Origin of the sequence: Streptomyces sp. Sge12, assembly GCF_002080455.1 — a bacterium.
Lineage (GTDB): Bacteria > Actinomycetota > Actinomycetes > Streptomycetales > Streptomycetaceae > Streptomyces.
Genome location: NZ_CP020555.1, coordinates 5,325,899 through 5,345,394, shown reverse-complemented (window position 1 = coordinate 5,345,394; position 19,496 = coordinate 5,325,899). Strand labels below are relative to the sequence as shown.

Annotated in this window: 16 protein-coding genes; 9 read left to right on the top strand and 7 right to left on the bottom strand. The window is 72.8% G+C overall.

The window, feature by feature from the left end; all coding sequences use genetic code 11:
• The first annotated feature begins 31 nt into the window (after positions 1–31).
• The gene (dnaG, locus tag B6R96_RS23880) at positions 32–1,957 is read left to right on the top strand and encodes a DNA primase (RefSeq protein WP_081523592.1); all 1,926 of its coding nucleotides are present in this window, start codon (positions 32–34) and stop codon (positions 1,955–1,957) included.
• Between the two features lie 7 nt (positions 1,958–1,964).
• On the opposite strand, the gene B6R96_RS23875 is transcribed toward dnaG, so the two are convergent.
• Positions 1,965–2,411, bottom strand: a complete 447-nt coding sequence (locus tag B6R96_RS23875) for a gamma-glutamylcyclotransferase family protein (RefSeq protein WP_234431641.1) — start codon at positions 2,409–2,411, stop codon at positions 1,965–1,967.
• 164 nt (positions 2,412–2,575) lie between these two features.
• Between B6R96_RS23875 and B6R96_RS23870 the strand changes: the two genes are divergently transcribed.
• The 4 genes from B6R96_RS23870 to B6R96_RS23855 all read left to right on the top strand — a co-directional run bounded on the left by B6R96_RS23870 (position 2,576) and on the right by B6R96_RS23855 (position 6,059).
• Positions 2,576–3,268 carry a hypothetical protein gene (locus B6R96_RS23870; RefSeq protein ID WP_203351648.1) on the top strand — a complete coding sequence of 231 codons (693 nt, stop codon included), beginning with the start codon at positions 2,576–2,578 and terminating at the stop codon, positions 3,266–3,268.
• The gene (locus B6R96_RS23865; RefSeq protein WP_237291501.1) at positions 3,265–4,539 is read left to right on the top strand and encodes a sensor histidine kinase; all 1,275 of its coding nucleotides are present in this window, start codon (positions 3,265–3,267) and stop codon (positions 4,537–4,539) included. Before B6R96_RS23870 ends, B6R96_RS23865 begins: the two co-directional genes overlap by 4 nt.
• A gap of 184 nt (positions 4,540–4,723) precedes the next feature.
• Positions 4,724–5,266 (top strand): hypothetical protein, encoded by a 543-nt coding sequence (locus B6R96_RS23860; protein ID WP_030384599.1) that lies wholly within the window; start codon positions 4,724–4,726, stop codon positions 5,264–5,266.
• Between the two features lie 136 nt (positions 5,267–5,402).
• The gene (locus tag B6R96_RS23855; RefSeq protein WP_051778972.1) at positions 5,403–6,059 is read left to right on the top strand and encodes a class F sortase; all 657 of its coding nucleotides are present in this window, start codon (positions 5,403–5,405) and stop codon (positions 6,057–6,059) included.
• A 28-nt stretch (positions 6,060–6,087) separates the two neighbouring features.
• Here the strand turns inward: B6R96_RS23855 and B6R96_RS23850 are convergent, their stop codons facing one another.
• The 3 genes from B6R96_RS23850 to B6R96_RS23840 form a co-directional block, all read right to left on the bottom strand.
• Complete coding sequence (locus tag B6R96_RS23850) at positions 6,088–6,864, bottom strand: sulfite exporter TauE/SafE family protein (protein ID WP_030384601.1); 777 nt, start codon at positions 6,862–6,864, stop codon at positions 6,088–6,090.
• Between the two features lie 36 nt (positions 6,865–6,900).
• Positions 6,901–7,182, bottom strand: coding sequence for a hypothetical protein (locus B6R96_RS23845; RefSeq protein ID WP_081523590.1), 282 nt, complete (start codon positions 7,180–7,182; stop codon positions 6,901–6,903).
• A 104-nt stretch (positions 7,183–7,286) separates the two neighbouring features.
• Positions 7,287–8,582, bottom strand: a complete 1,296-nt coding sequence (locus B6R96_RS23840; protein WP_081525221.1) for a ferredoxin reductase family protein — start codon at positions 8,580–8,582, stop codon at positions 7,287–7,289.
• Between the two features lie 157 nt (positions 8,583–8,739).
• Here B6R96_RS23840 and B6R96_RS23835 point away from each other — a divergent pair, with 157 nt between their 5' ends.
• Genes B6R96_RS23835 through nirD form a run of 3 tightly spaced genes read left to right on the top strand, consistent with a single transcriptional unit; the run spans position 8,740 to position 12,996 of the window.
• Entirely contained in the window at positions 8,740–10,140 is a 1,401-nt protein-coding gene (locus B6R96_RS23835; RefSeq protein ID WP_081523589.1) for an NAD(P)/FAD-dependent oxidoreductase, read from the top strand.
• Position 10,141: 1 nt separating this feature from the next.
• A complete protein-coding gene (gene nirB, locus B6R96_RS23830) occupies positions 10,142–12,667 on the top strand; it encodes a nitrite reductase large subunit NirB (protein WP_081523588.1) in 2,526 nt (841 codons plus the stop codon).
• Positions 12,664–12,996, top strand: coding sequence for a nitrite reductase small subunit NirD (gene nirD, locus B6R96_RS23825; protein WP_081523587.1), 333 nt, complete (start codon positions 12,664–12,666; stop codon positions 12,994–12,996). The genes nirB and nirD overlap by 4 nt, the downstream gene beginning before the upstream one ends.
• Before the next feature lie 21 nt (positions 12,997–13,017).
• On the opposite strand, the gene B6R96_RS23820 is transcribed toward nirD, so the two are convergent.
• Positions 13,018–13,425 carry a VOC family protein gene (locus tag B6R96_RS23820; protein WP_079404885.1) on the bottom strand — a complete coding sequence of 136 codons (408 nt, stop codon included), beginning with the start codon at positions 13,423–13,425 and terminating at the stop codon, positions 13,018–13,020.
• Positions 13,426–13,751: 326 nt separating this feature from the next.
• Between B6R96_RS23820 and B6R96_RS23815 the strand changes: the two genes are divergently transcribed.
• Positions 13,752–14,912, top strand: a complete 1,161-nt coding sequence (locus B6R96_RS23815) for an alkaline phosphatase PhoX (protein ID WP_081523586.1) — start codon at positions 13,752–13,754, stop codon at positions 14,910–14,912.
• Between the two features lie 126 nt (positions 14,913–15,038).
• Here B6R96_RS23815 and B6R96_RS23810 read toward each other — a convergent pair whose 3' ends face one another.
• Positions 15,039–16,040: an ArsR/SmtB family transcription factor gene (locus tag B6R96_RS23810; RefSeq protein ID WP_030384609.1), complete on the bottom strand. Its 1,002-nt coding sequence runs from the start codon at positions 16,038–16,040 to the stop codon at positions 15,039–15,041.
• A gap of 384 nt (positions 16,041–16,424) precedes the next feature.
• Positions 16,425–19,133, bottom strand: a complete 2,709-nt coding sequence (ppdK, locus tag B6R96_RS23805; RefSeq protein WP_081523585.1) for a pyruvate, phosphate dikinase — start codon at positions 19,131–19,133, stop codon at positions 16,425–16,427.
• Positions 19,134–19,496 lie beyond the last annotated feature (363 nt).

Below are 19,496 nucleotides of genomic sequence, written 5' to 3'. Positions count from 1 at the left end.
AATTGCCGGCGCCCGGCCGTAGACTTCACGGGTGGCAGGACGGATCAACGACGACGACGTGAAGGCGGTACGGGACGCGGTCCCGATCGACGCCGTGGTCTCCGAGTACCTCCAGCTGCGCAACGCGGGCGGCGGCAACCTCAAGGGCCTGTGCCCCTTCCACGACGAGAAGTCCCCTTCCTTCCAGGTCAGCCCCAGCAAGGGGCTCTACCACTGCTTCGGCTGCCAGGCGGGCGGGGACACCCTCGACTTCGTCATGAAGATCGACCACCTCTCCTTCTCGGAGGCGGTCGAGCGCCTGGCCGGCCTGGCCGGCATCACCCTGCGGTACGAGGAGGGCGGCTACACCGCCGGCACCAGCGGCCGCGGTGACCGCATCCGGCTGGTAGAGGCCCACAAGGCCGCCGCCCAGTTCTACATGGACCAGCTGGGCGGCCCCGAGGCGGAGATCGGCCGCAAGTTCCTGGCGGAGCGCGGCTTCGACCAGGCCGCGGCCGCGCACTTCAGCGTGGGGTACAGCCCGGCCGGGTGGGACCACCTGACCCGGTTCCTGCGCGGGAAGGGCTTCAGCGACAAGGAACTGATCACCTCCGGGCTCGCCCAGGACAGCCGCAGCGGCAAGCCCATCGACCGCTTCCGCGGCCGCCTGATGTGGCCGATCCGCGACATCAGCGGCGAGGTGGTCGGCTTCGGCGCGCGCAAGCTGCGCGACGACGACAACGGGCCGAAGTACCTGAACACCCCCGAGACCGCCATCTACCGCAAGTCCCAGGTCCTGTACGGCATCGACCTGGCGAAGAAGGAGATCGCGAAGACCTCCCGGGCCGTGGTGGTCGAGGGCTACACGGATGTGATGGCCTGCCACCTGGCCGGGGTCACCACCGCGATCGCGACGTGCGGCACGGCCTTCGGCGGGGACCACATCAAGATCCTGCGCCGGCTGCTGATGGACAACGCCACCGCCGAGGTGATCTTCACCTTCGACGGCGACGCGGCGGGCCAGAAGGCCGCGCTGCGGGCCTTCGAGGACGACCAGAAGTTCGCCGCGGAGACCTCGATCACCATCGCCCCCGGCGGGATGGACCCCTGCGACCTGCGCCTCGCCCAGGGCGACGCGGCCGTGTCCGGCCTGGTGGAGGCCCGCACGCCGCTGTTCGAGTTCGCCCTGCGGCACATCGTGTCCCGGCACAACCTGGAGAACCCGGCCGGCCGGGCGGCCGCGCTGGCCGAGGCCGCGCCGGTCGTGGCGAGCATCAAGGACCTCTCGATCCAGCACGAGTCGGCGGTCCAGCTGGCGGGCATGCTGGGCATCCTCGACGAGCAGTTCGTGGTCAAGCGGGTCGCACAGCTGGCCCGCTGGGCCCGCGAGCGCGGCCAGGGCGACGGAGGGCAGGGCGGCCGCCCCGGCGGTGACCGGGGTCGGGGCCGCCCCTCCCACGAGGCCGCCCCCGCGCCCGCCGCCCAGCCGGCCGGCGGTCCCGCGCTGAACCTGCGCAGCCCGGCCCACCGCACCGAGCGCGAGCTGCTGAAGCTCGCCCTCCAGCGGCCGGCCCTGGTCTCGCCCGCATTCGACGCGTACGGGATCGACGAGTTCACCGCCCCGCCCTACGCCGCGGTCCGCCAGGCCATCCAGGACGCGGGCGGCGCCTCGCAGGCCGCCGACGACTACCTGGCCCGGGTCCGCGAGGCCGCCCCGAACGACACCGTCCGCGCGATGGTCACGGAGCTGGCGGTCGAGGCCATCCACGCCAAGACGGTGGACGAGATCTACGCCGGGGTCCAGCTGGTCCAGGTCCGCCTGCGGGCCGTCGACCGGCGGGTCCTGGAGATCCAGGGCACCATGACGCGGCTGAGCCCGCAGGCCCCGCCGGAGCAGCACGCGGCCGTCCAGCAGGAGCTGTGGGTGCTCCAGCAGTACGGCCAGCGGCTGCGCAACCGCGGCGCCGAGGGGCTGTGACCGCGCTTCAGCGGCGCGCGAACCAGTCGCCGCCGGGGATCTCCCTGCCCCTTTCCCGCAGGTCGCGGGCTATCAGCGGGGACGCCAGATAGACCCAGGCGCGGACCGGGGTGCCGTCGGGTCGCAGGGCCGGCCGGGCGATCCGGTCATAGACGTTCCCCGGGCGGCCCGGGCCCTCGTACTCCTCCAGCTGGTCCAGCGCGGCGAGCAGCTTCCCATACGCGCCCGGCGCCGCCGTGATCAGTTCGCCGACGATCGCGGTGCCGGGGCGGTGGACCGCGTACGGGTATCCGGGGCCGTCGTAGAGCGCCGCGTCCGGGAGGGTGGCGGGCTCCTCGCGGGCGGTGCGGCCGCGCAGGAAGAGCCCGTGGTTGACCTCGCCCGGGCGCAGGGTCCCGTAGACGAAGAACGGGAGCGGATCGCTCGGGTCCGGCAGCTGTTCGACCGATGTCACGGGGCCCTCCCTCGGGTGGTGCGGCAGTGCGGGGGCCGGGCCGAAAGTCCCGACTTTCCCGCGCCACACCACCGTACGCACCGCTGTTACACAACCTCCCGGCGGCCGTGACCCGGGCCGTCTAGCGTCGGCGATGCCCCCTTCCGCCTCACGGTTCTGCGTCCATGACACCTTCGTCCCGCCGCTTCCCCGCCGCCCTCCTGGGCCTGTGCGCACTCGCCGCCGGCGGCTGCTCCGCGCCCGGCGGCGGGCTCGGGCCCACGACGCCCGCGCCCCCCGTGTCCAGCCAGCCCCACCCCGAACCGCTCTGGCCCGCCTGGTCCTCGGTGCCCGGGGCGGCGGTGGGCCGGCAGGAGCCGGCGCCGACACCTCTCAAGAACGCCCCCGAGGTGGGGGCGGAGGGGGTGCAGGGGGTGGATCCGGTCGAGGTGGCGCGCGCCGACCCGCGGATGCGGCCGTACCTCGGGAAGGACTCCATCGAGGCGCCCGGCCGGGCGGGTCTGCGCCCGCCCGTGTACCGGGATCTGACGGGGGACGGGCAGTCGGAGCTGATCGTGGCCGCCGACACGGCCACCGGCCGCTCGGCCCTGAGCGTCTACTCGGTGGTCGACGGCCGGATCGTCTCCGTCCTGTTCACCATCGGCCGGCAGCTGGCGGCCGATGCGATCGGCACGGACCTGCTGGTCCGCATCGCCGCCGACGACGGCTCCGAGCAGGTCGTCCGCTACCACTGGGGCGGCGACCGGATGACGGTCGTCAATGACGAGCGGCGCTTTCGCAAGTCCGGGGCCGGTTGCGACCCCGACGAGACCCCGGCGCCCGACTGCGCCACCACGGACGGGCGGCGCGCACGGTGAGACCCCTGCTGATGCGCGGCCGGCGGCTGCTGCGGGCCCTCGGGCTGCGCTGGAGGATCGCGATCCTGCTCGCCGTCGGCTGCCTGCTCGTCGCGGTCGCCATCGGGATCCTGATCCACGGGGCGCGGGCCCGCCAGATCGGTGACGCGGCCCGGGCGAGCGCCACCGCCCAGCTGATCAGCGTACGGAAGGTGTACGAGCTGACGGGCCGGCTCGACCGCGACAAGGTCGGCGAGGCCGACGCCCGGATCGACTGCCCGCAGCTGCCGGGCCCGCTGCGTGCGGCGGCACTCGCCGGGCAGCGCAGCACCTACCTGGACATGGCCGGTCCGGACCCGGTGGTCTGGGCCGCCCGGCCGATCGGCGGGGACCGCGTGCTGTCCGTACGGCAGTCGCTGGCCGGTGAGCGGGCCGAACTCGCCGAACTGGACCGGCGGCTGGTGGCGTACGGGGCCTCGGTCGTGGCGCTCGCGGCGCTGGGCGGTGCGCTGCTGGCCTCCCGGCTCAGCCGGGACCTGCGCGCGGCGGCGGAGACGGCCCGCCGGATCAGTGCGGGGGAACTGGACGCGCGCATCGGGCCGTCGGGGGTGCCGGGGGCCCGGGACGAGGTCGCCGCACTGTCCTCGGCGGTCGACTCGATGGCGGCCAGCCTGCAGCAGCGGCTGGAGGCGGAGCAGCGGTTCACCGCGGACGTGGCGCACGAGCTGCGGACCCCGCTGACGGGGCTGCACACCGCTGCCGAGCTGCTGCCGCCGGGGCGGCCCACGGAGCTGGTGCGCGACCGGGTCGCGGCGCTGCGGACGCTGACGGAGGACCTGCTGGAGGTGGCCCGGCTCGACGCGAACCGGGAGGAGCCGCAGTGGGAGGCCCACGCGCTGGGGCCGCTGGTGGAGTCGATCACGCGGCGTTCGGGGGTGGCCGCGGAGGTCGTCGGCGGGCGGACGCCGGCCCGGGTGCGCACCGACGTACGGAGGCTGGAGCGGATCCTGGCGAACCTGCTGGCCAATGCCCGGCGGCACGGCGGGGGCCCGGTGACGGTGACGGTGTCGGGGACGACCGTGACGGTACGGGACCACGGGCCCGGTTTCCCGGAGCGGCTGCTGCGGGAGGGGCCGCAGCGGTTCCTGACGGGCGCTCCCGAACGCGGCCAGGGCACGGGGCTGGGGCTGACCATCGCCCTCGGCCAGGCACAGGTCATCGGGGCCCGGGTCACGCTCGCGAACCCGGCCCCCGGGGGTGCCTCGGCCACGGTGGCGCTCCCGCCGGCCTGACGCGGGGAAGACGAAATCACCCGGACGGAGCGGACCGCCCCGATGGCCGCAGGGGCAGGTTTGACCTGCAAAAACGGCGCGCGGGCCGGGCCGGGGAGCCAGACCTGACGGGACATCAGCAGGCGCGCGGCCAGTGGGCCGGGTTTCCTCGGAAACACGACCCCGTGTCTCCAGGAGAGTCCCCATGCGCCGACGTACCGCACACGTGCTCACCGCGAGCGCGCTGACCGCCGTCGCGTTCACCGGGCCGGTGGCCGGTGCGGTCGCCGCCGCGGAGCTCGGCGTGGTGGGCTTCGCGCCCGGGGACTTCTCGCCGCTGGAGGTGTGGCCCAAGTCCGCCGCCCCCGGCGCCACCGTCACTGTGAACACCACCGCCTGCGGCAGTGGCAGCCACGCGGACGGCGATGCCACGACGGTCGGCGGCGGCCGGTTCAAGCTGGTGCCGGGCACCCACAAGGAGGTGGTCGTGGGGCAGTTCCATGTCGCCCACGGCACCCGCCCCGGCACCTATGCCATCGGCGCGACCTGCGCGAACGGCAAGTTCGCCACCGGCGACCTGATCGTCACCGAACGCGGCCCGCAGGGCCACGTCAACACCGGGGTGGGTGGTGGCACGACCACCACCACCGACCCCGCCAAGATCGCGGCGGGAGCGGTCGTACTGGCCGCTGCCGCCGTCGGCGGTACCTGGCTCCTGCGTCGCCGGGCGAGCGGCACGCGGAGCTGACGGACGCCCACCGCGGCTCCGGCCGCGGTCCGACCGGTACCGTCCCCCGTCGCCCGCCCCGCGAGGTCCCCCCCGTTCGCGGGGCCGGGCGACGGCCAGTCACCCCGAAACGGAAACGGAAGCCGAGGGGGTACGCATGGGTGGCGATTTCGGTGGCGCGCGGCGCCGGCTCCCCCGCACCCCCACCGCCCGCCACGGAGGCCTCGTCGCACTCGCCGCGTGCGTCGGCATCTGGCTCGTCACCAGCGGTTCCCGCGAGCCCGTCGGACCGCCGCTGCCCTCCCCCGCCGAGTCACTGACCGCCGCCGGCGCGGTGGGCCCCGGTATCGCCCCGCTCCCCGGTTCGCCGCCGGGCCGGATCCGGATCCCCTCCATCCGGGTCGACGCACCGCTGACCGGGCTCGGGCTGGACGCGCACGGCAGCCTCGAAGTGCCGCCGCCCGACCGGCGCGACCTGGCCGGCTGGTACCGCGACGGCATCACGCCGGGCGCCACCGGCACCGCCGTGATCGCCGGGCACGTGGACGACGCCGCCGGTCCGGGGGTCTTCTACCACCTGGGCGCGTTGCGTCGCGGGGCGTCCATCGAGGTCCCGCGCGCGGACGGCCGTACGGCGGTGTTCACGGTCCACGCGGTCGAGGTCTACGACGCCAAGGCCTTCCCCGACACCCGCGTGTACGGGCCGTCGGCGCGCGCCGAGCTACGGGTGATCACCTGCGGCGGCGGCTTCTCCCCGCGCACCGGCTACCGCGGCAACGTGGTCGTCTTCGCGCACCTCACCGGGACGTACTAGGGGGTCCTTGCCCGTCCCTTTCGGAGGGTCAGCCCCACTGCTCCAGGCCCAGCTTGACCACCAGCGCGCCCACCACGGTCAGCAGCACGCCGCGGACGAAGCCGCTGCCCTTCTTGAGGGCCATCCTCGCTCCGATCATGCCGCCGGCCAGGTTGAACACCGCCATCAGCGCGGCCAGCTGCCACAGCACCATGCCCTGGTAGGCGAACATCGCGAGCGCCCCGGCGTTGGTGCAGCAGTTCACGATCTTGGCGGTGGCGGAGGCCGTGACCAGGTCGAGGTGGAGCAGCGCCGTGAGCGCGAGCACCAGGAAGGTGCCGGTACCTGGCCCGATGAGGCCGTCGTAGAAGCCGATGCCGAGGCCCGCGAGGCCGATCGCGAGCAGCACCCGCTTGCGGCTGACGGGTTCGGTCGAGGGGGCGGTGCCGAAGCCCGGCTTGAAGATCACGACGCCCGCGACGATCACGAGCACCCCCATGATCAGCGGGCGGAGCGCGTCCTTGCTGATGCCGCCGGCGAGCGCGGCGCCGCCCATCGATCCGGCGAGCGCGGCCAGGCCGATGCGGACGGCCAGCTTGACGTTCACCGGGGCCTTGCGGACGTACGTCACGGCCGCCCCGGCGGTGCCGACGATGGCCACGGCCTTGTTGGTACCGAGGACGGTGGCGGGGTGGGCATGGGGCAGACCGAGCAGGAGCGCGGGCAGGAGCAGCAGGCCACCGCCGCCCACCACCGCATCGATCCAGCCGGCGGCCGCCGCGGCCACGCACAGGACGACGATCATGGTCGTTGATATGTCAGGCACGACCCGACCCTATGGACCTGTCGGGTGCAGTGACCATCAATCTCCGGAAACTTGCGCAAAGGTTGAGGTTTGCCGGGCCGGGACCCGGTCCGGCGCGACCGGGGCCGCCGGGTCCACGGCCGCCGTCAGCACGCTCGCGGCCAGCACACTGGCCGCCCCCAGCCCCGCCGCCAGCCGCCGCGCGGGCGGTACGGAGGCCAGCGCGGCGAGCGCGACCCGCACCGGCGAGGGGCGGCGCGGCTTGCGGTGCCGGGCCGTCGTCGCCGGCCCCCCGGAGCCGACGGGTACGGAGAGGGCGACGTGCAGCGGGTGACGCATGGGGCGGTGACTCCTCGGGGAACGCACGGAACGCGGGGACAGCCGGGACAGCGGGAAGAGAGCGGGAGCGCGGGCAGCGGGAGCGCGGGCAGCGGGAGCGCGGCTCAGAAGCTGAAGCACTCGCAGTGGATACGGCCGGCCGGCACCCCGGCCCGCAGCAGCGCGGCCCGGGTCGCCTCGGCCATCCCCGGCGGCCCGCACAGGTACACGTCGTGCTCGGCCAGGTCCGGCACCAGCGCGTCCAGCGCCTGCGGGGCCAGCGGATCGTAGGCGGCGCCGGACGGCCCGAGCAGATAGTGCAGACCGGCCTGCCGCTCGGCGGCGATGGCCTCCAGCTCCGCCCGCAGGACCAGGTGCTCCTCGGCCCCGGCCCGGTAGAGCAGGGTGATGTCCCCGGGACCGCCGGGCAGCGTCTCGAACAGGGCCCGCATCGGGGTGATCCCGACCCCGCCCGCGATCAGCAGCACCTTGGGCCGGGTCCGCCGGGCGGCGGTGAGCGCGCCGAACGGCCCGGTGGCCAGCACCCGCGTCCCGGGGCGCAGCCGCCGGATCCGGCGGGAGTGGCCGCCGAGCCCCTTGACCGTGATCCGCAGGGCGTTCCCGCGGACCGGCGCGGACAGCGAGAACGGCAGGGCGGTGTGCCACAGCCGCCGCTGGAGGAACCGCCAGCGCAGGAACTGCCCCGGCTCCGCCCGCAGCTCGGCCAGGTGCTGCCCGTACATGACGACGGAGACCACCCCCGGCCCCTCGACCCGGACGTCCGCCACCCGCAGCGCGTGCCGCAGGGCCTGCCGTACGGGAACCACGGCGCGGTACCAGACCAGCAGTACGGCGACGACGGTGTGGGCGAGCGCCCAGAACCAGCCGGCCGCGGCCAGATCGGGCCCGGCGAGCTGGTGCCCGAAGGCGAGGGCGGCGGCGAAGTACACGAGCAGGTGCACCCCGCGCCAGGTTTCGTGCGGCACCCGGCGGCGTACCGCCCGGGCGGAGGTCACGCCGACCGCGGCCAGCAGGACGGTCCCGGCCGCGGCGGCGGCGAGCGCGGGGTAGCCGAGCAGCTCCCGGACGGCGGAGAGCACGTCGGTCCCCTCGTGCACGGCGTAACCGAGCAGGGCGAAGAGGCCGTGCCCGAAGACGAGGAGCAGGACGTACCGGCCGCCGAAGGCGTGCCAGCGGGCGAGGCGGTCGGCGCCGACCCCGTGCTCCACGGCCGGAACCCGGGCCATCAGGAAGAGCAGCACCAGCACCCCGTAGCCGGCGAGCAGACCGGACAGGTGCGCGGCGGTGGCGAACAGCGCGTCGGGCCGGGCCGAGGGCCGCACCTGCACCGCCCAGAGCAGGACCACCACCCCCGCCCCGCCCAGCATCCCGCCCCTCACCCGCACCGCCGCATCTCGCATACGGAGCACGCTAAGGGCCCCGACGGCGGCCCCGATGATCCTTAAGCCGGCCTTGAGGAAGGCCTCACCGACCCTTAACCCGGGCGCTGAGGTCGGCGTTCCGTCCGGGTAACAGGGGCGATGCCGAGGGGAAACAGCGGCCGCGCACGCTCGTGGCATGACCTCGGACCAGCGTGTGGTGGTGATCGGCGGCGGCCTCGCGGGCCTGCGGCTCGCGCAGCGGCTCGGCCCGGCCGCGGCCGTGACCGTCCTCGGCGAGGAGACCCGCGCGCCGTACAACCGGGTCCTGCTCGCGGAGGTCCTCGCGGGCCGGTACGCGCCGGAGGTGACGGCCCTGCCGGCGCCCGGCCCGGCCCTGCGCCGGGGCGTCCGCGCGGTACGGATCGACCGCACCGACCGGACCGTGCTGTGCGACGACGGCACGGTGGCGCAGTACGACACGCTGGTGCTGGCCACGGGCTCGAACGCGGTGCTCCCGCCGCTGCGCGGGCTGTTCGAGCCGCAGGGCCGGGACCTCCCGGACGGGGTCCACGCGTTCCGCACGATGGACGACTGCCTCGCACTCTCGGCGGCGCTGCGCCCCGGGGTGCGGGCGGTGGTGATCGGCGGCGGCCTGCTGGGCGTCTCCGCGGCCCGTGCGCTCGCCGCGCGGGGCGCGCAGGTGGTCCTGGCGCAACAGGGCGAGCGCCTGATGGAACGCCAACTGGACGCCGAGGCCTCCGCCCTGCTGCACACCCACCTGACCTCACTCGGTGTCGAGATCCACACGGAATGCCGGGTCCGCGGCCTGCGGATCCAGCCCACCGGGGGTCCGGGGGCGGCGCCCCCGGCTGGGCAGGCGCCCCCGGCTGGGCAGGCGCGCCCGGCTGGGCAGGCGCCCCCGGCTGGGCAGGCGCCCCCGGCTGGGCAGGCGCCCCCGGCTGGGCAGGCGCGCCCGGCTGGGCAGGCGCGCCCGGCTGGGCAGGCGCGCCCGGCCACGCGGGGAGGCACCCGCAAGGTCACGGGGGTCGAGCTCGCCGACGGCTACCGGCTGGAGGCCGATCTCGTCGTGCTCGCCTGCGGCGTCCGCCCTCGCACCGGCCTCGCCCGGGCCGCCGGCCTCGACGTCCGCACCGGCATCGTGGTCGACGACCACCTCCGCACGGGCGACCCGCACATCCACGCCATCGGCGACTGCGCCGAGCACGCCGGCCAGGTGTACGGCCTCGCCGGCGCCGCCCTGGAGCAGGCCGACGTCCTGGCGGCGGTCCTCACCGGCGGGCCCGCCACCTACACCGGCACCCGCGCCCTCACCCGCCTCACCCTCGGCGGAGCCGAGAACGCCTCCCTGGACCTCGCCGCCTTCGGCGAGACCACCGCCCTGCCCGGCGACGACGTGGTCCGCCTCGCCGACGCCACCCGCCGGACCTACCGGAAGGTCGTCCTGCGGGGCGACCGCCTCGTCGGCGGGGTGCTGCTCGGCGAGCTCTCCACGGTGGGGGCGCTCGCCCGCACCTGGGAGGGCGGGGAGGCACCGCACGACCTGTTCCACCTGCTCACCGACGACGGAGGCCACTGACATGTCCGAGCCCTTGCCCACGATCGTGCTCATCGGGCACGGCATGGTCGGCCAGCGCTACCTCGAAGCGCTCGCCGAGCGGGGAGCCACGGCCACCCACCGGATCACGGTGCTCTGCGAGGAGCCCCGGCCCGCCTACGACCGCGTGCACCTGACCTCGTACTTCTCCGGGAGCACCGCCGAGGACCTGTCCATGACCCCCGCCGGGTTCATGGAGCAGCACGGCATCGACCTGCACCTCGACGACCCCGCCGAGCACATCGACCGGGGCGCCCGTACCGTCACCTCCCGCTCCGGGCGGGTGTTCCCGTACGACGTCCTGGTGCTGGCCACCGGCAGCTATCCCTTCGTACCGCCGGTCCCCGGCAAGGACGCCCCCGGCTGCTTCGTCTACCGCACCATCGAGGACCTCCTCGCGATCGAGGAGTACGCGAAGAGCCGCAGCTGCGGCGCGGTCGTCGGCGGCGGCCTGCTCGGGCTGGAGGCCGCCGGGGCGCTCCAGGGGCTGGGACTGGCCACCCGTGTCGTCGAGTTCGCCCCGCGCCTGATGCCCGTACAGGTGGACGAGGGCGGCGGCGCGGCGCTGCTGCGCACCATCGAGTCCATGGGACTGACCGTGCACACCGGGGTCGGCACGCAGGAGGTGGTGGTCGGCGAGGACGGCCACGTCAGCGGAATGCGGCTCTCCGACGGCTCCACCGTCGACACCGATCTCGTGGTCTTCTCCGCCGGGGTCCGCCCCCGCGACCAACTGGCCCGCGATGCCGGGCTGGACGTCGGCGAGCGCGGCGGAATCGCGGTCGACGCCCGCTGCCTGACCTCCGACCCGCACGTCTACGCCATCGGCGAGTGCGCCCTCGCCGTCGACGGCCGCGTCTACGGGCTGGTCGCCCCCGGCTACGAGATGGCCGAGACCGCCGCCGACGATCTGCTGGGCCGTGCGAAGGAGTTCACCGGAGCCGACCTCTCCACCAAGCTCAAGCTGCTCGGCGTGGATGTGGCCTCCTTCGGCGACGCCCACGGCACCACCCCGGACAGCCTGGACGTCGTCTGGTCCGACTCCCGCTCCGGCGTCTACAAGAAGCTGGTCGTCTCGCCCGACGGGGTCCTCCTCGGCGGGGTGCTGGTCGGCGACGCGGACTCGTACGGGCTGCTGCGCCCGCTCACCGGCAGCGTCCCGCCCGTCTCCCCCGAGCAGCTGGTACTGCCCGCCGGGGTCGGCTCCCCGGTCGCGCTCGGCCCCTCCGCGCTCCCCGACCACGCGGTGATCTGCTCCTGCCACAACGTCACCAAGAAGGCCATCGCCGCCTGCGCCACCCTCGCCGAGGTCAAGAAGTGCACCAAGGCGGGCACCGGCTGCGGCAGCTGCGTCAAGGTGATCGGGCAGCTGCTGCCGGCCGCGACCGAGCAGGGGCTGTGCGGGTGCTTCCCCTTCACCCGGGCCGAGCTCTACGAGATCGTCCGCACCCGCCGGCTGACCTCGTACGAGGAGCTGCTCGACGGCCACGGCCGGCCGGAGGCCCGGGGCGGCGACGGCTGCGAGGTCTGCAAGCCCACCGTCGGCTCGATCATCGCCTCGCTCGCCCCGACCCTCGGCGCGAGCGGCTACGTCCTGGACGGGGAGCAGGCCGCCCTCCAGGACACCAACGACCACTTCCTGGCGAACATGCAGCGCAACGGCTCGTACTCGGTCGTCCCGCGCATCCCCGGCGGTGAGATCACCCCCGACAAACTGATCGTGATCGGCGAGGTGGCCCGCGATTTCGGCCTCTACACGAAGATCACCGGCGGGCAGCGGATCGACCTCTTCGGAGCGAGCGTGGACCAGCTCCCGCGGATCTGGGCGCGGCTCGTCGACGCCGGCTTCGAGTCCGGGCACGCGTACGGGAAGGCCCTGCGCACGGTGAAGTCCTGCGTGGGGCAGACCTGGTGCCGCTACGGGGTCCAGGACAGCGTCCGGATGGCCATCGACCTGGAGCTTCGCTACCGGGGGCTGCGCTCCCCGCACAAGCTGAAGTCGGCGGTCTCCGGCTGCGCCCGCGAGTGCGCGGAGGCACAGAGCAAGGACTTCGGGGTCATCGCGACGGCGAATGGCTGGAACCTGTACGTCGGCGGCAACGGCGGGGCCACCCCGCGCCACGCCGACCTGCTGGCCCAGGACCTGTCGGACGCGGAACTGGTCCGGCTGATCGACCGGTTCCTGATGTTCTACATCCGCACCGCCGACCGGCTGGAGCGGACCTCGACCTGGCTGGAGCGGCTGGAAGGGGGCCTGGCCCACCTGCGGGACGTGGTCGTGCACGACTCGCTCGGGCTGTGCGCGGAGCTGGAGGCCCTGATGGCCGACCACGTGGCGGCCTACCGGGACGAATGGGCCGAGACGCTCCAGGATCCGGAGCGGCTGCGCCGGTTCGTGTCCTTCGTCAACGCGCCGGGCGCCCCCGACCCGACGGTGAAGTTCGTCCCCGAGCGTGACCAGGTCAAGCCCGACCTGGCCGTCCTGACCATAGGAGGAGCCGTCCGATGACCGTGGAACTGCAGGTTGCGCAGGGCTGGCTGACGGTGTGCGAGCTGTCCTCGCTGATCCCCGGGCGCGGGGTCGCGGCGCTGCTGCCGGACGGCAGCCAGGCCGCGGTGTTCCTCGACCGCGCGGGGCGCCCGTACGCGATCGGCAACCAGGACCCCTTCACCGGGGCGCACGTGCTCTCGCGCGGGCTGGTGGGGACGGCGGGGGGCCGGCCCTTCGTGGCCTCCCCGCTGCTCAAGCAGCGCTTCGACCTGGAGTCGGGGCGCTGCCTGGACGACGAGGAGACGGCGGTGCGGACCTACCCGGTGCGGACCGCCGCGACCTCGTGACCGCGGGTGGCGGTGTCGTCGTCAGCTCTGGACCATCGACGGGTCCATCCACATGATCTCCCAGGTGTGACCGTCCAGGTCGTCGAAGGCGCGGCCGTACATGACGCCGTGGTCCTGGGCGGGACGGGGTTCGGTGGCGCCGGCGGCCAGGGCCCCGTCCACCAGCTCGTCGACCGCGGTGCGGCTCTCGGCGCTCAGACAGATCAGCACCTCGGACGTCTTCGTCGCGTCCGCGATCTCCTTGTGGGTGAAGTCCTTGTAGCGGTCCTCGGCGAGGAGCATGGCCACGATGGTGTCGCTGATGACCATCGAGGCGCAGTTCTCGTCGGTGAACTGGGCGTTGAAGGAGTAGCCCAGCTTGCTCCAGAACGCCTTGCTGGCCTCCAGGTCCTTGACCGGCAGGTTGACGAAGATCATGGTGGCGGACATCGGGGTCTCTCTTCTCTCGCGCGGTGTTTTCGAGAGGTAGACCGCGGGTCCCCGGGAAACTCATCGCTCCCCGCAAACTTTTTTCCCTTTTTCTTTCCGGACCGCGAAACCGCAGGTCGGGCGGGCGCCACCGGGCGCAGCTCCACCGTCCTCCCCACGCGTCCTCCCCGGCCCCACGACGCGGCGCCGCCGAAGGATTGACCCCCGAGCGGTCGCTCGTGCGTCATGAGGAGTTGGCGCCACGTCAACTGGCGCCTCCTAGGTTCCTCGACGCGTGCGACCCCGCGTCCGACCGGCCGCGGGGCCTTCCTCCCACAGGAGTGACCGTGGAACGTCGTACCTTCCTGCGTGGTGCGGTGATCGGTTCGTCTGCTGCCGCCTTCGGCGGCACGTTGATGCACGGGGCCGCCTACGCCGCCCCCGCCCAGCCCGGAGCCGGTCCCTACGGGGCGCTCGGCGCGGCCGACGCCAACGGCATCATGCTCCCCAGCGGCTTCACCAGCCGGGTCATCGCCCGCTCGGGCCAGACCGTGAGCGGCACCTCGTACACCTGGCACAGCGCCCCCGACGGCGGGGCGTGTTTCGTCGACGGCTCGGGCTGGATCTACGTCTCCAACTCGGAGATCAACCCTTCCGGCGGCGCGAGCGCCGTGCGGTTCAACTCCTCCGGCACCGTCATCGGCGCCCACCGGATCCTCTCCGACACCCGGCAGAACTGCGCGGGCGGCAAGACCCCCTGGAACACCTGGCTGTCCTGCGAGGAGGTCGACCGCGGCTTCGTCTACGAGACCGACCCGTACGGGGTGAACGCGGCCGTCCAGCGCCCGGCGATGGGTCGCTTCAAGCACGAGGCGGCCGCCGCCGACCCCGTGCGGAAGGTCATCTACCTGACCGAGGACGAGACGAGCGGCTGCTTCTACCGGTTCGTCCCGACCACCTGGGGCAACCTCTCCTCCGGCACCCTCCAGGTGCTGAAGGCGGGCACCGCCACCTCCGGCTCCTTCACCTGGGCCAATGTCCCCGACCCGGACGGCTCGCCGACCGCGACCCGCAGCCAGGTGTCCGGTTCGAAGAAGTTCAACGGCGGCGAGGGCTGCCACTACGCGAACGACACCGTCTGGTTCACCACCAAGGGCGACAACCGGGTCTGGCAGCTCAACCTCACGAACAACACGTACGAGCTGGCCTACGACGACTCGCTCGTGCCCGGCGGAGCGGCCCCGCTGACCGGCGTGGACAACGTCACCGGGTCCTCGTTCGGCGACCTGTACGTGGCCGAGGACGGCGGCAACATGGAGATCTGCGTGATCACCCCGGACGACGTGGTCGCGCCCTTCCTGCGGATCACCGGCCAGTCCTCCTCGGAGATCACCGGCCCGGCCTTCTCGCCCGCCGGCAACCGCCTCTACTTCTCCAGCCAGCGCGGCACGAGCGGCAGCTCGTCCGGCGGCATCACCTACGAGGTAACAGGACCCTTCCGCACCTGACCGCCCCTCCAGCCCCGCCGGCGTTTGAGGCGCGGGGGTTCGGGGGCAGCGCCCCCGCAGCGGCGCCGCACCCGCACGACCGACCGCGCCCCGACGGGTACGAACCCCGCCGGGGCGCGGCCCCGTTCACGACGCGACGGCCCCACCCTTCAGCAGCGCAGCCCCCAGCGGCGTCACGGTGTGCAGCACCGCGTTCCCCCGCCGCAGCGTGGTCACCAGCCCCGCCTCCCGCATCACGCAGGCGTGCTGGCTCGCCGAGGCCAGCGAGACCCCGGCCCGGCGGGCCAGCTCGCTGGTGGTCGCGCCGTCCCCTATGGCCCGCAGCACCACCGAGCGGGTGTGCCCGACCAGCTTGCCCAGCGTGCGCTGGCGCTGCTCCTCCACGGGCCGGGCCGACTCGCCCCCCGCGGGCGCCGAGGCCAGCTGCGCCGCGGCCGGGTAGACCAGCACCGGCGGCAGCTCCGGATCGTGCAGGGTCACCGCCGTGCGCCGGCAGAAGAAGGACGGCTGGAGCAGCAGCCCGCGCCCCCGCAGCCGTACGTCACGGTCCACCGGGTAGTCGCACTCGAGCACCGGCGCCCGCCAGCGCAGCATCGGCGGCAGCGAGGACAGCAGTTCGTCCGCGCCCCCGTCCAGCAGGGCCCGGCCGCGCGCGGCCCGCTCGGCCTCGATCTGGGCCTGGATGTGCGTCCAGTACGGCTCCACGGCCGCCCGGTGGTAGGCGCGCAGTTCTCCCATGAGCCGCGGCAGCTGTTTGCCGCCCTCGTCGTCCATGAACTCCCGGAGCCGCGGCGCCATCGGCGCACCGGCGCCCAGCAGCTGCAGCTCGCGCCGCATGCGCTCGGGACGGATCCCGCGCAGCGCGTCGAGGCCCACGTCCCACCCGTACTGCCCCTCCACAGGGGTCAGGAAATCGGGGAAATAACCACGACTCGGTATGAGCATACCGAGCGTACGTGTTTCACTATTCAACCTGCTCCGGGTTTCCGTACGCCATTCACCGAACAACCGGGCATCGCGCCGGTCTCTTAAGCGGTGAAAGCTCAGAATCGTTTCCCACAACGCATCGGGACGCCCTGCCATCCGTACGCGTGCCAGGTCCACTCCAGTGAAATGGATACGCAGCACCGAACCCCCACCTGTGCAACCGCAATCCCCCCGCTCCATGAGTATGCACGCCGTCACACGTGGTCACCACGCCCTTTCGGCCACAGTTGAAACCCCTTTCGGCAGGGGCGTGACAACCGAAATCCTGTACTCCGCCGGGCACACTCCGGTGCGACCGAAACGCTCCGCGAAGGCCGTGGGGGGCTTTGCGGGGCCTGGCGGTCGGTCGCACCGGGAAGCGCCGACGTGCCCGGCAGAATGACAGCGGCGGTGGACGGGTGGGGATCCGTCCACCGCCTGCTGGCGTAAAGATTTGTTGAACAACAAAAATAGGCGCGCCCGCCCCCGGGCAGTCAGGGAACCCGGGGACAGGCGCGGTCTATGGGGCCCTTGGCGGCCCAGGGGTCAGCGGCTGTCGCTGCCCTTCGCCTCGGCGGCCGCACGGCCGGCCTCCAGGCGCGCCACCGGAATCCGGAAGGGCGAGCAGGAGACGTAGTCGAGGCCCACCTCGTGGAAGAAGTGGACGGACTCGGGGTCGCCGCCGTGCTCGCCGCAGACGCCGAGCTTGAGGTCGGGGCGGGTGGCCCGGCCCTGCTTGACCGCGTGGCGGACGAGGGAGCCGACGCCGTCCTTGTCGATGGTCTCGAAGGGCGAGACCCCGAAGATGCCCTTCTCCAGGTAGGCGGTGAAGAAGCTGGCCTCGACGTCGTCGCGGGAGAAGCCCCACACCGTCTGGGTCAGGTCGTTCGTGCCGAAGGAGAAGAACTGCGCGGCCTCGGCGATCTGGGCGGCCGTCAGGGCGGCGCGCGGCAGCTCGATCATCGTGCCGATGGTCAGCTTGAGGTTGGTGCCGGTGGCCGCCTCGACCTCGGCGATGACCGCGTCGGCCTCGTCGCGGACGATCTCCAGCTCCTGGACGGTGCCGACGAGCGGGACCATGATCTCGGCGCGCGGGTCGCCCTTGGCGTTCTTGCGCTCGGCCGCGGCCTCGGCGATCGCCCGGACCTGCATCTTGAACAGACCGGGGATGACCAGACCCAGGCGGACACCGCGCAGACCCAGCATCGGGTTCTGCTCGTGCAGCTTGTGGACGGCCTGGAGCAGGCGCAGGTCGTTCTCGTTGTGGTCCTTGCGGGACTCGGCGAGGGCGACGCGCACGGACAGCTCGGTGATGTCGGGCAGGAACTCGTGCAGCGGCGGGTCCAGGAGGCGGACGGTGACGGGCAGGCCGTCCATCGCCTCGAACAGCTCGACGAAGTCCTTCTTCTGCAGCGGCAGGAGGGCACTGAGTGCCTCCTCGCGCTCTTCGTCGGTGTCCGCGAGGATCAGTCGCTCCACCAGTTCACGACGCTCGCCGAGGAACATGTGCTCGGTGCGGCACAGGCCGATGCCCTGGGCGCCGAAGCGGCGTGCGCGCAGCGCGTCCTCGGCGTTGTCGGCGTTGGCCCGTACGCGCAGCCGGCGGACGCGGTCCGCGTACGCCATGATCCGGTGGACGGCGGCGACGAGCTCGTCGGCGTCGTCGGCACCGGCGTGCATCCGGCCCTCGAAGTACTCGACGACCGGGGACGGTACGACGGGTACCTCACCGAGGTAGACCTTGCCGGTGGAGCCGTCGATGGAGACGACGTCGCCCTCTTCGATGACCGTCTCGCCGACCGTCATGCGGCGGCGCTTGGTGTCGACGTCGAGCTCCTCGGCGCCGCAGACACAGGTCTTGCCCATGCCGCGGGCGACGACGGCGGCGTGCGAGGTCTTGCCGCCGCGCGAGGTCAGGATGCCCTCGGAGGCGATCATGCCGTCCAGGTCGTCCGGGTTGGTCTCGCGGCGGATCAGGATGACCTTCTCGCCGGAGCGCGACCACTTGACGGCCGTGTACGAGTCGAAGACGGCCTTGCCGACCGCCGCGCCCGGGGAGGCGGCGATACCGCGGCCGAGCAGCTCGGTCTTCGCGTCCTCGTCGAAGCGCGGGAACATCAGCTGCGCGAGCTGGTGGCCGGTGACCCGCTGGAGGGCCTCGGCCTCGTCGATCAGGCCCTGGTCCACGAGCTGGGTGGCGATGCGGAAGGCCGCGCCCGCGGTGCGCTTGCCGACGCGGGTCTGGAGCATCCACAGCTGGCCGCGCTCGATGGTGAACTCGATGTCGCAGAGATCCTTGTAGTGGGTCTCCAGCGTCTCCATGATCGTCATGAGCTGGTCGTACGAGACCTTGTCGATGGCCTCGAGGTCCGCGAGCGGCACGGTGTTGCGGATGCCCGCGACGACGTCCTCGCCCTGGGCGTTCTGCAGGTAGTCGCCGTAGACGCCCTGGTGGCCGCTGGCCGGGTCACGGGTGAAGGCGACGCCGGTGCCGGAGTCGGGGCCCAGGTTGCCGAAGACCATGGAGCAGATGTTGACCGCGGTGCCCAGGTCGCTCGGGATGCGCTCCTGGCGGCGGTAGAGCTTGGCGCGGTCGGTGTTCCACGAGTTGAAGACGGCCTCGACGGCGAGGTCGAGCTGCTCGCGGGCGTCCTGCGGGAACTCGCGGCCGGCCTGCTTGGCGACGATCTTCTTGAAGCGGGTGACCAGCTTCTTCAGGTCGGCGGCGTCGAGGTCGGTGTCGACGGTGACCTTCTTGGCGGCCTTGGCCTCGTCGAGGGCGTCCTCGAAGAGCTCGCCGTCGACGTCCAGGACGGTCTTGCCGAACATCTGGATGAGGCGGCGGTACGAGTCCCACGCGAAGCGCTCGTTGCCGGCCTGGGAGGCGAGGCCCTTCACGGACGCGTCGGAGAGGCCGATGTTGAGGACGGTGTCCATCATGCCGGGCATCGAGAACTTCGCACCGGAACGCACGGAGACCAGCAGCGGGTCGTCCGACTGCCCGAGCTTCTTGCCCATCTTCGTCTCGAGGGCCTCAAGGTGGGCGCTGACCTCTTCGCGCAGGGCGGCCGGGGCCGTACCGCTGTCGAGGTAGACCTTGCAGGCCTCGGTGGTGATGGTGAAGCCGGGAGGGACCGGCAGACCCAGGTTGGTCATCTCGGCGAGGTTGGCTCCCTTGCCGCCGAGAAGGTCCTTGAGGTCCCGGTTGCCCTCGGTGAAGTCGTAGACGAACTTCTGATCTTTGTTTTCCGACACGGGTCTCGACTCCTCGAGGCTCGGTGGCTGCCCTGACGGCCAGGAACATACCCAGATCGAAGGCTTCTGGGTACGTCCACTTGGTCGTCATACGGCTGTAACCACCCGTGCGCCAGCAGATCGAAAGTAACTCATGGGTAATCAGAAAGCCGGATCAGCGTTCACATCCCGAAGGATGAGGGGGCCCCTGAGGCCTGATCACGCTCGGATGAGCGATCATCGATACATTTGTGTTCAAGTGTTGAACGCACAAAGGGTGGCACCCAGTGCCACCCTTTGAAAGTCTTACCCGTGATTTAGCTGCTCATCTGAGCGAAACCCTTCCCATGCGTGGCGTATATCACGCGCCACGGAGGGCGATTT

Coding starts and splice junctions, on each gene's coding strand:
- B6R96_RS23845 (WP_081523590.1), bottom strand. CDS start 7,182: ATGCGTCACCCGCTGCACGTCGCCCTCTCCGTACCCGTCGGCTCCGGG.
- B6R96_RS23860 (WP_030384599.1), top strand. CDS start 4,724: ATGCGCCGACGTACCGCACACGTGCTCACCGCGAGCGCGCTGACCGCC.
- B6R96_RS23855 (WP_051778972.1), top strand. CDS start 5,403: ATGGGTGGCGATTTCGGTGGCGCGCGGCGCCGGCTCCCCCGCACCCCC.
- B6R96_RS23820 (WP_079404885.1), bottom strand. CDS start 13,425: ATGTCCGCCACCATGATCTTCGTCAACCTGCCGGTCAAGGACCTGGAG.
- nirD (WP_081523587.1), top strand. CDS start 12,664: ATGACCGTGGAACTGCAGGTTGCGCAGGGCTGGCTGACGGTGTGCGAG.
- nirB (WP_081523588.1), top strand. CDS start 10,142: ATGTCCGAGCCCTTGCCCACGATCGTGCTCATCGGGCACGGCATGGTC.
- B6R96_RS23840 (WP_081525221.1), bottom strand. CDS start 8,582: ATGCGAGATGCGGCGGTGCGGGTGAGGGGCGGGATGCTGGGCGGGGCG.
- B6R96_RS23835 (WP_081523589.1), top strand. CDS start 8,740: ATGACCTCGGACCAGCGTGTGGTGGTGATCGGCGGCGGCCTCGCGGGC.
- B6R96_RS23870 (WP_203351648.1), top strand. CDS start 2,576: ATGACACCTTCGTCCCGCCGCTTCCCCGCCGCCCTCCTGGGCCTGTGC.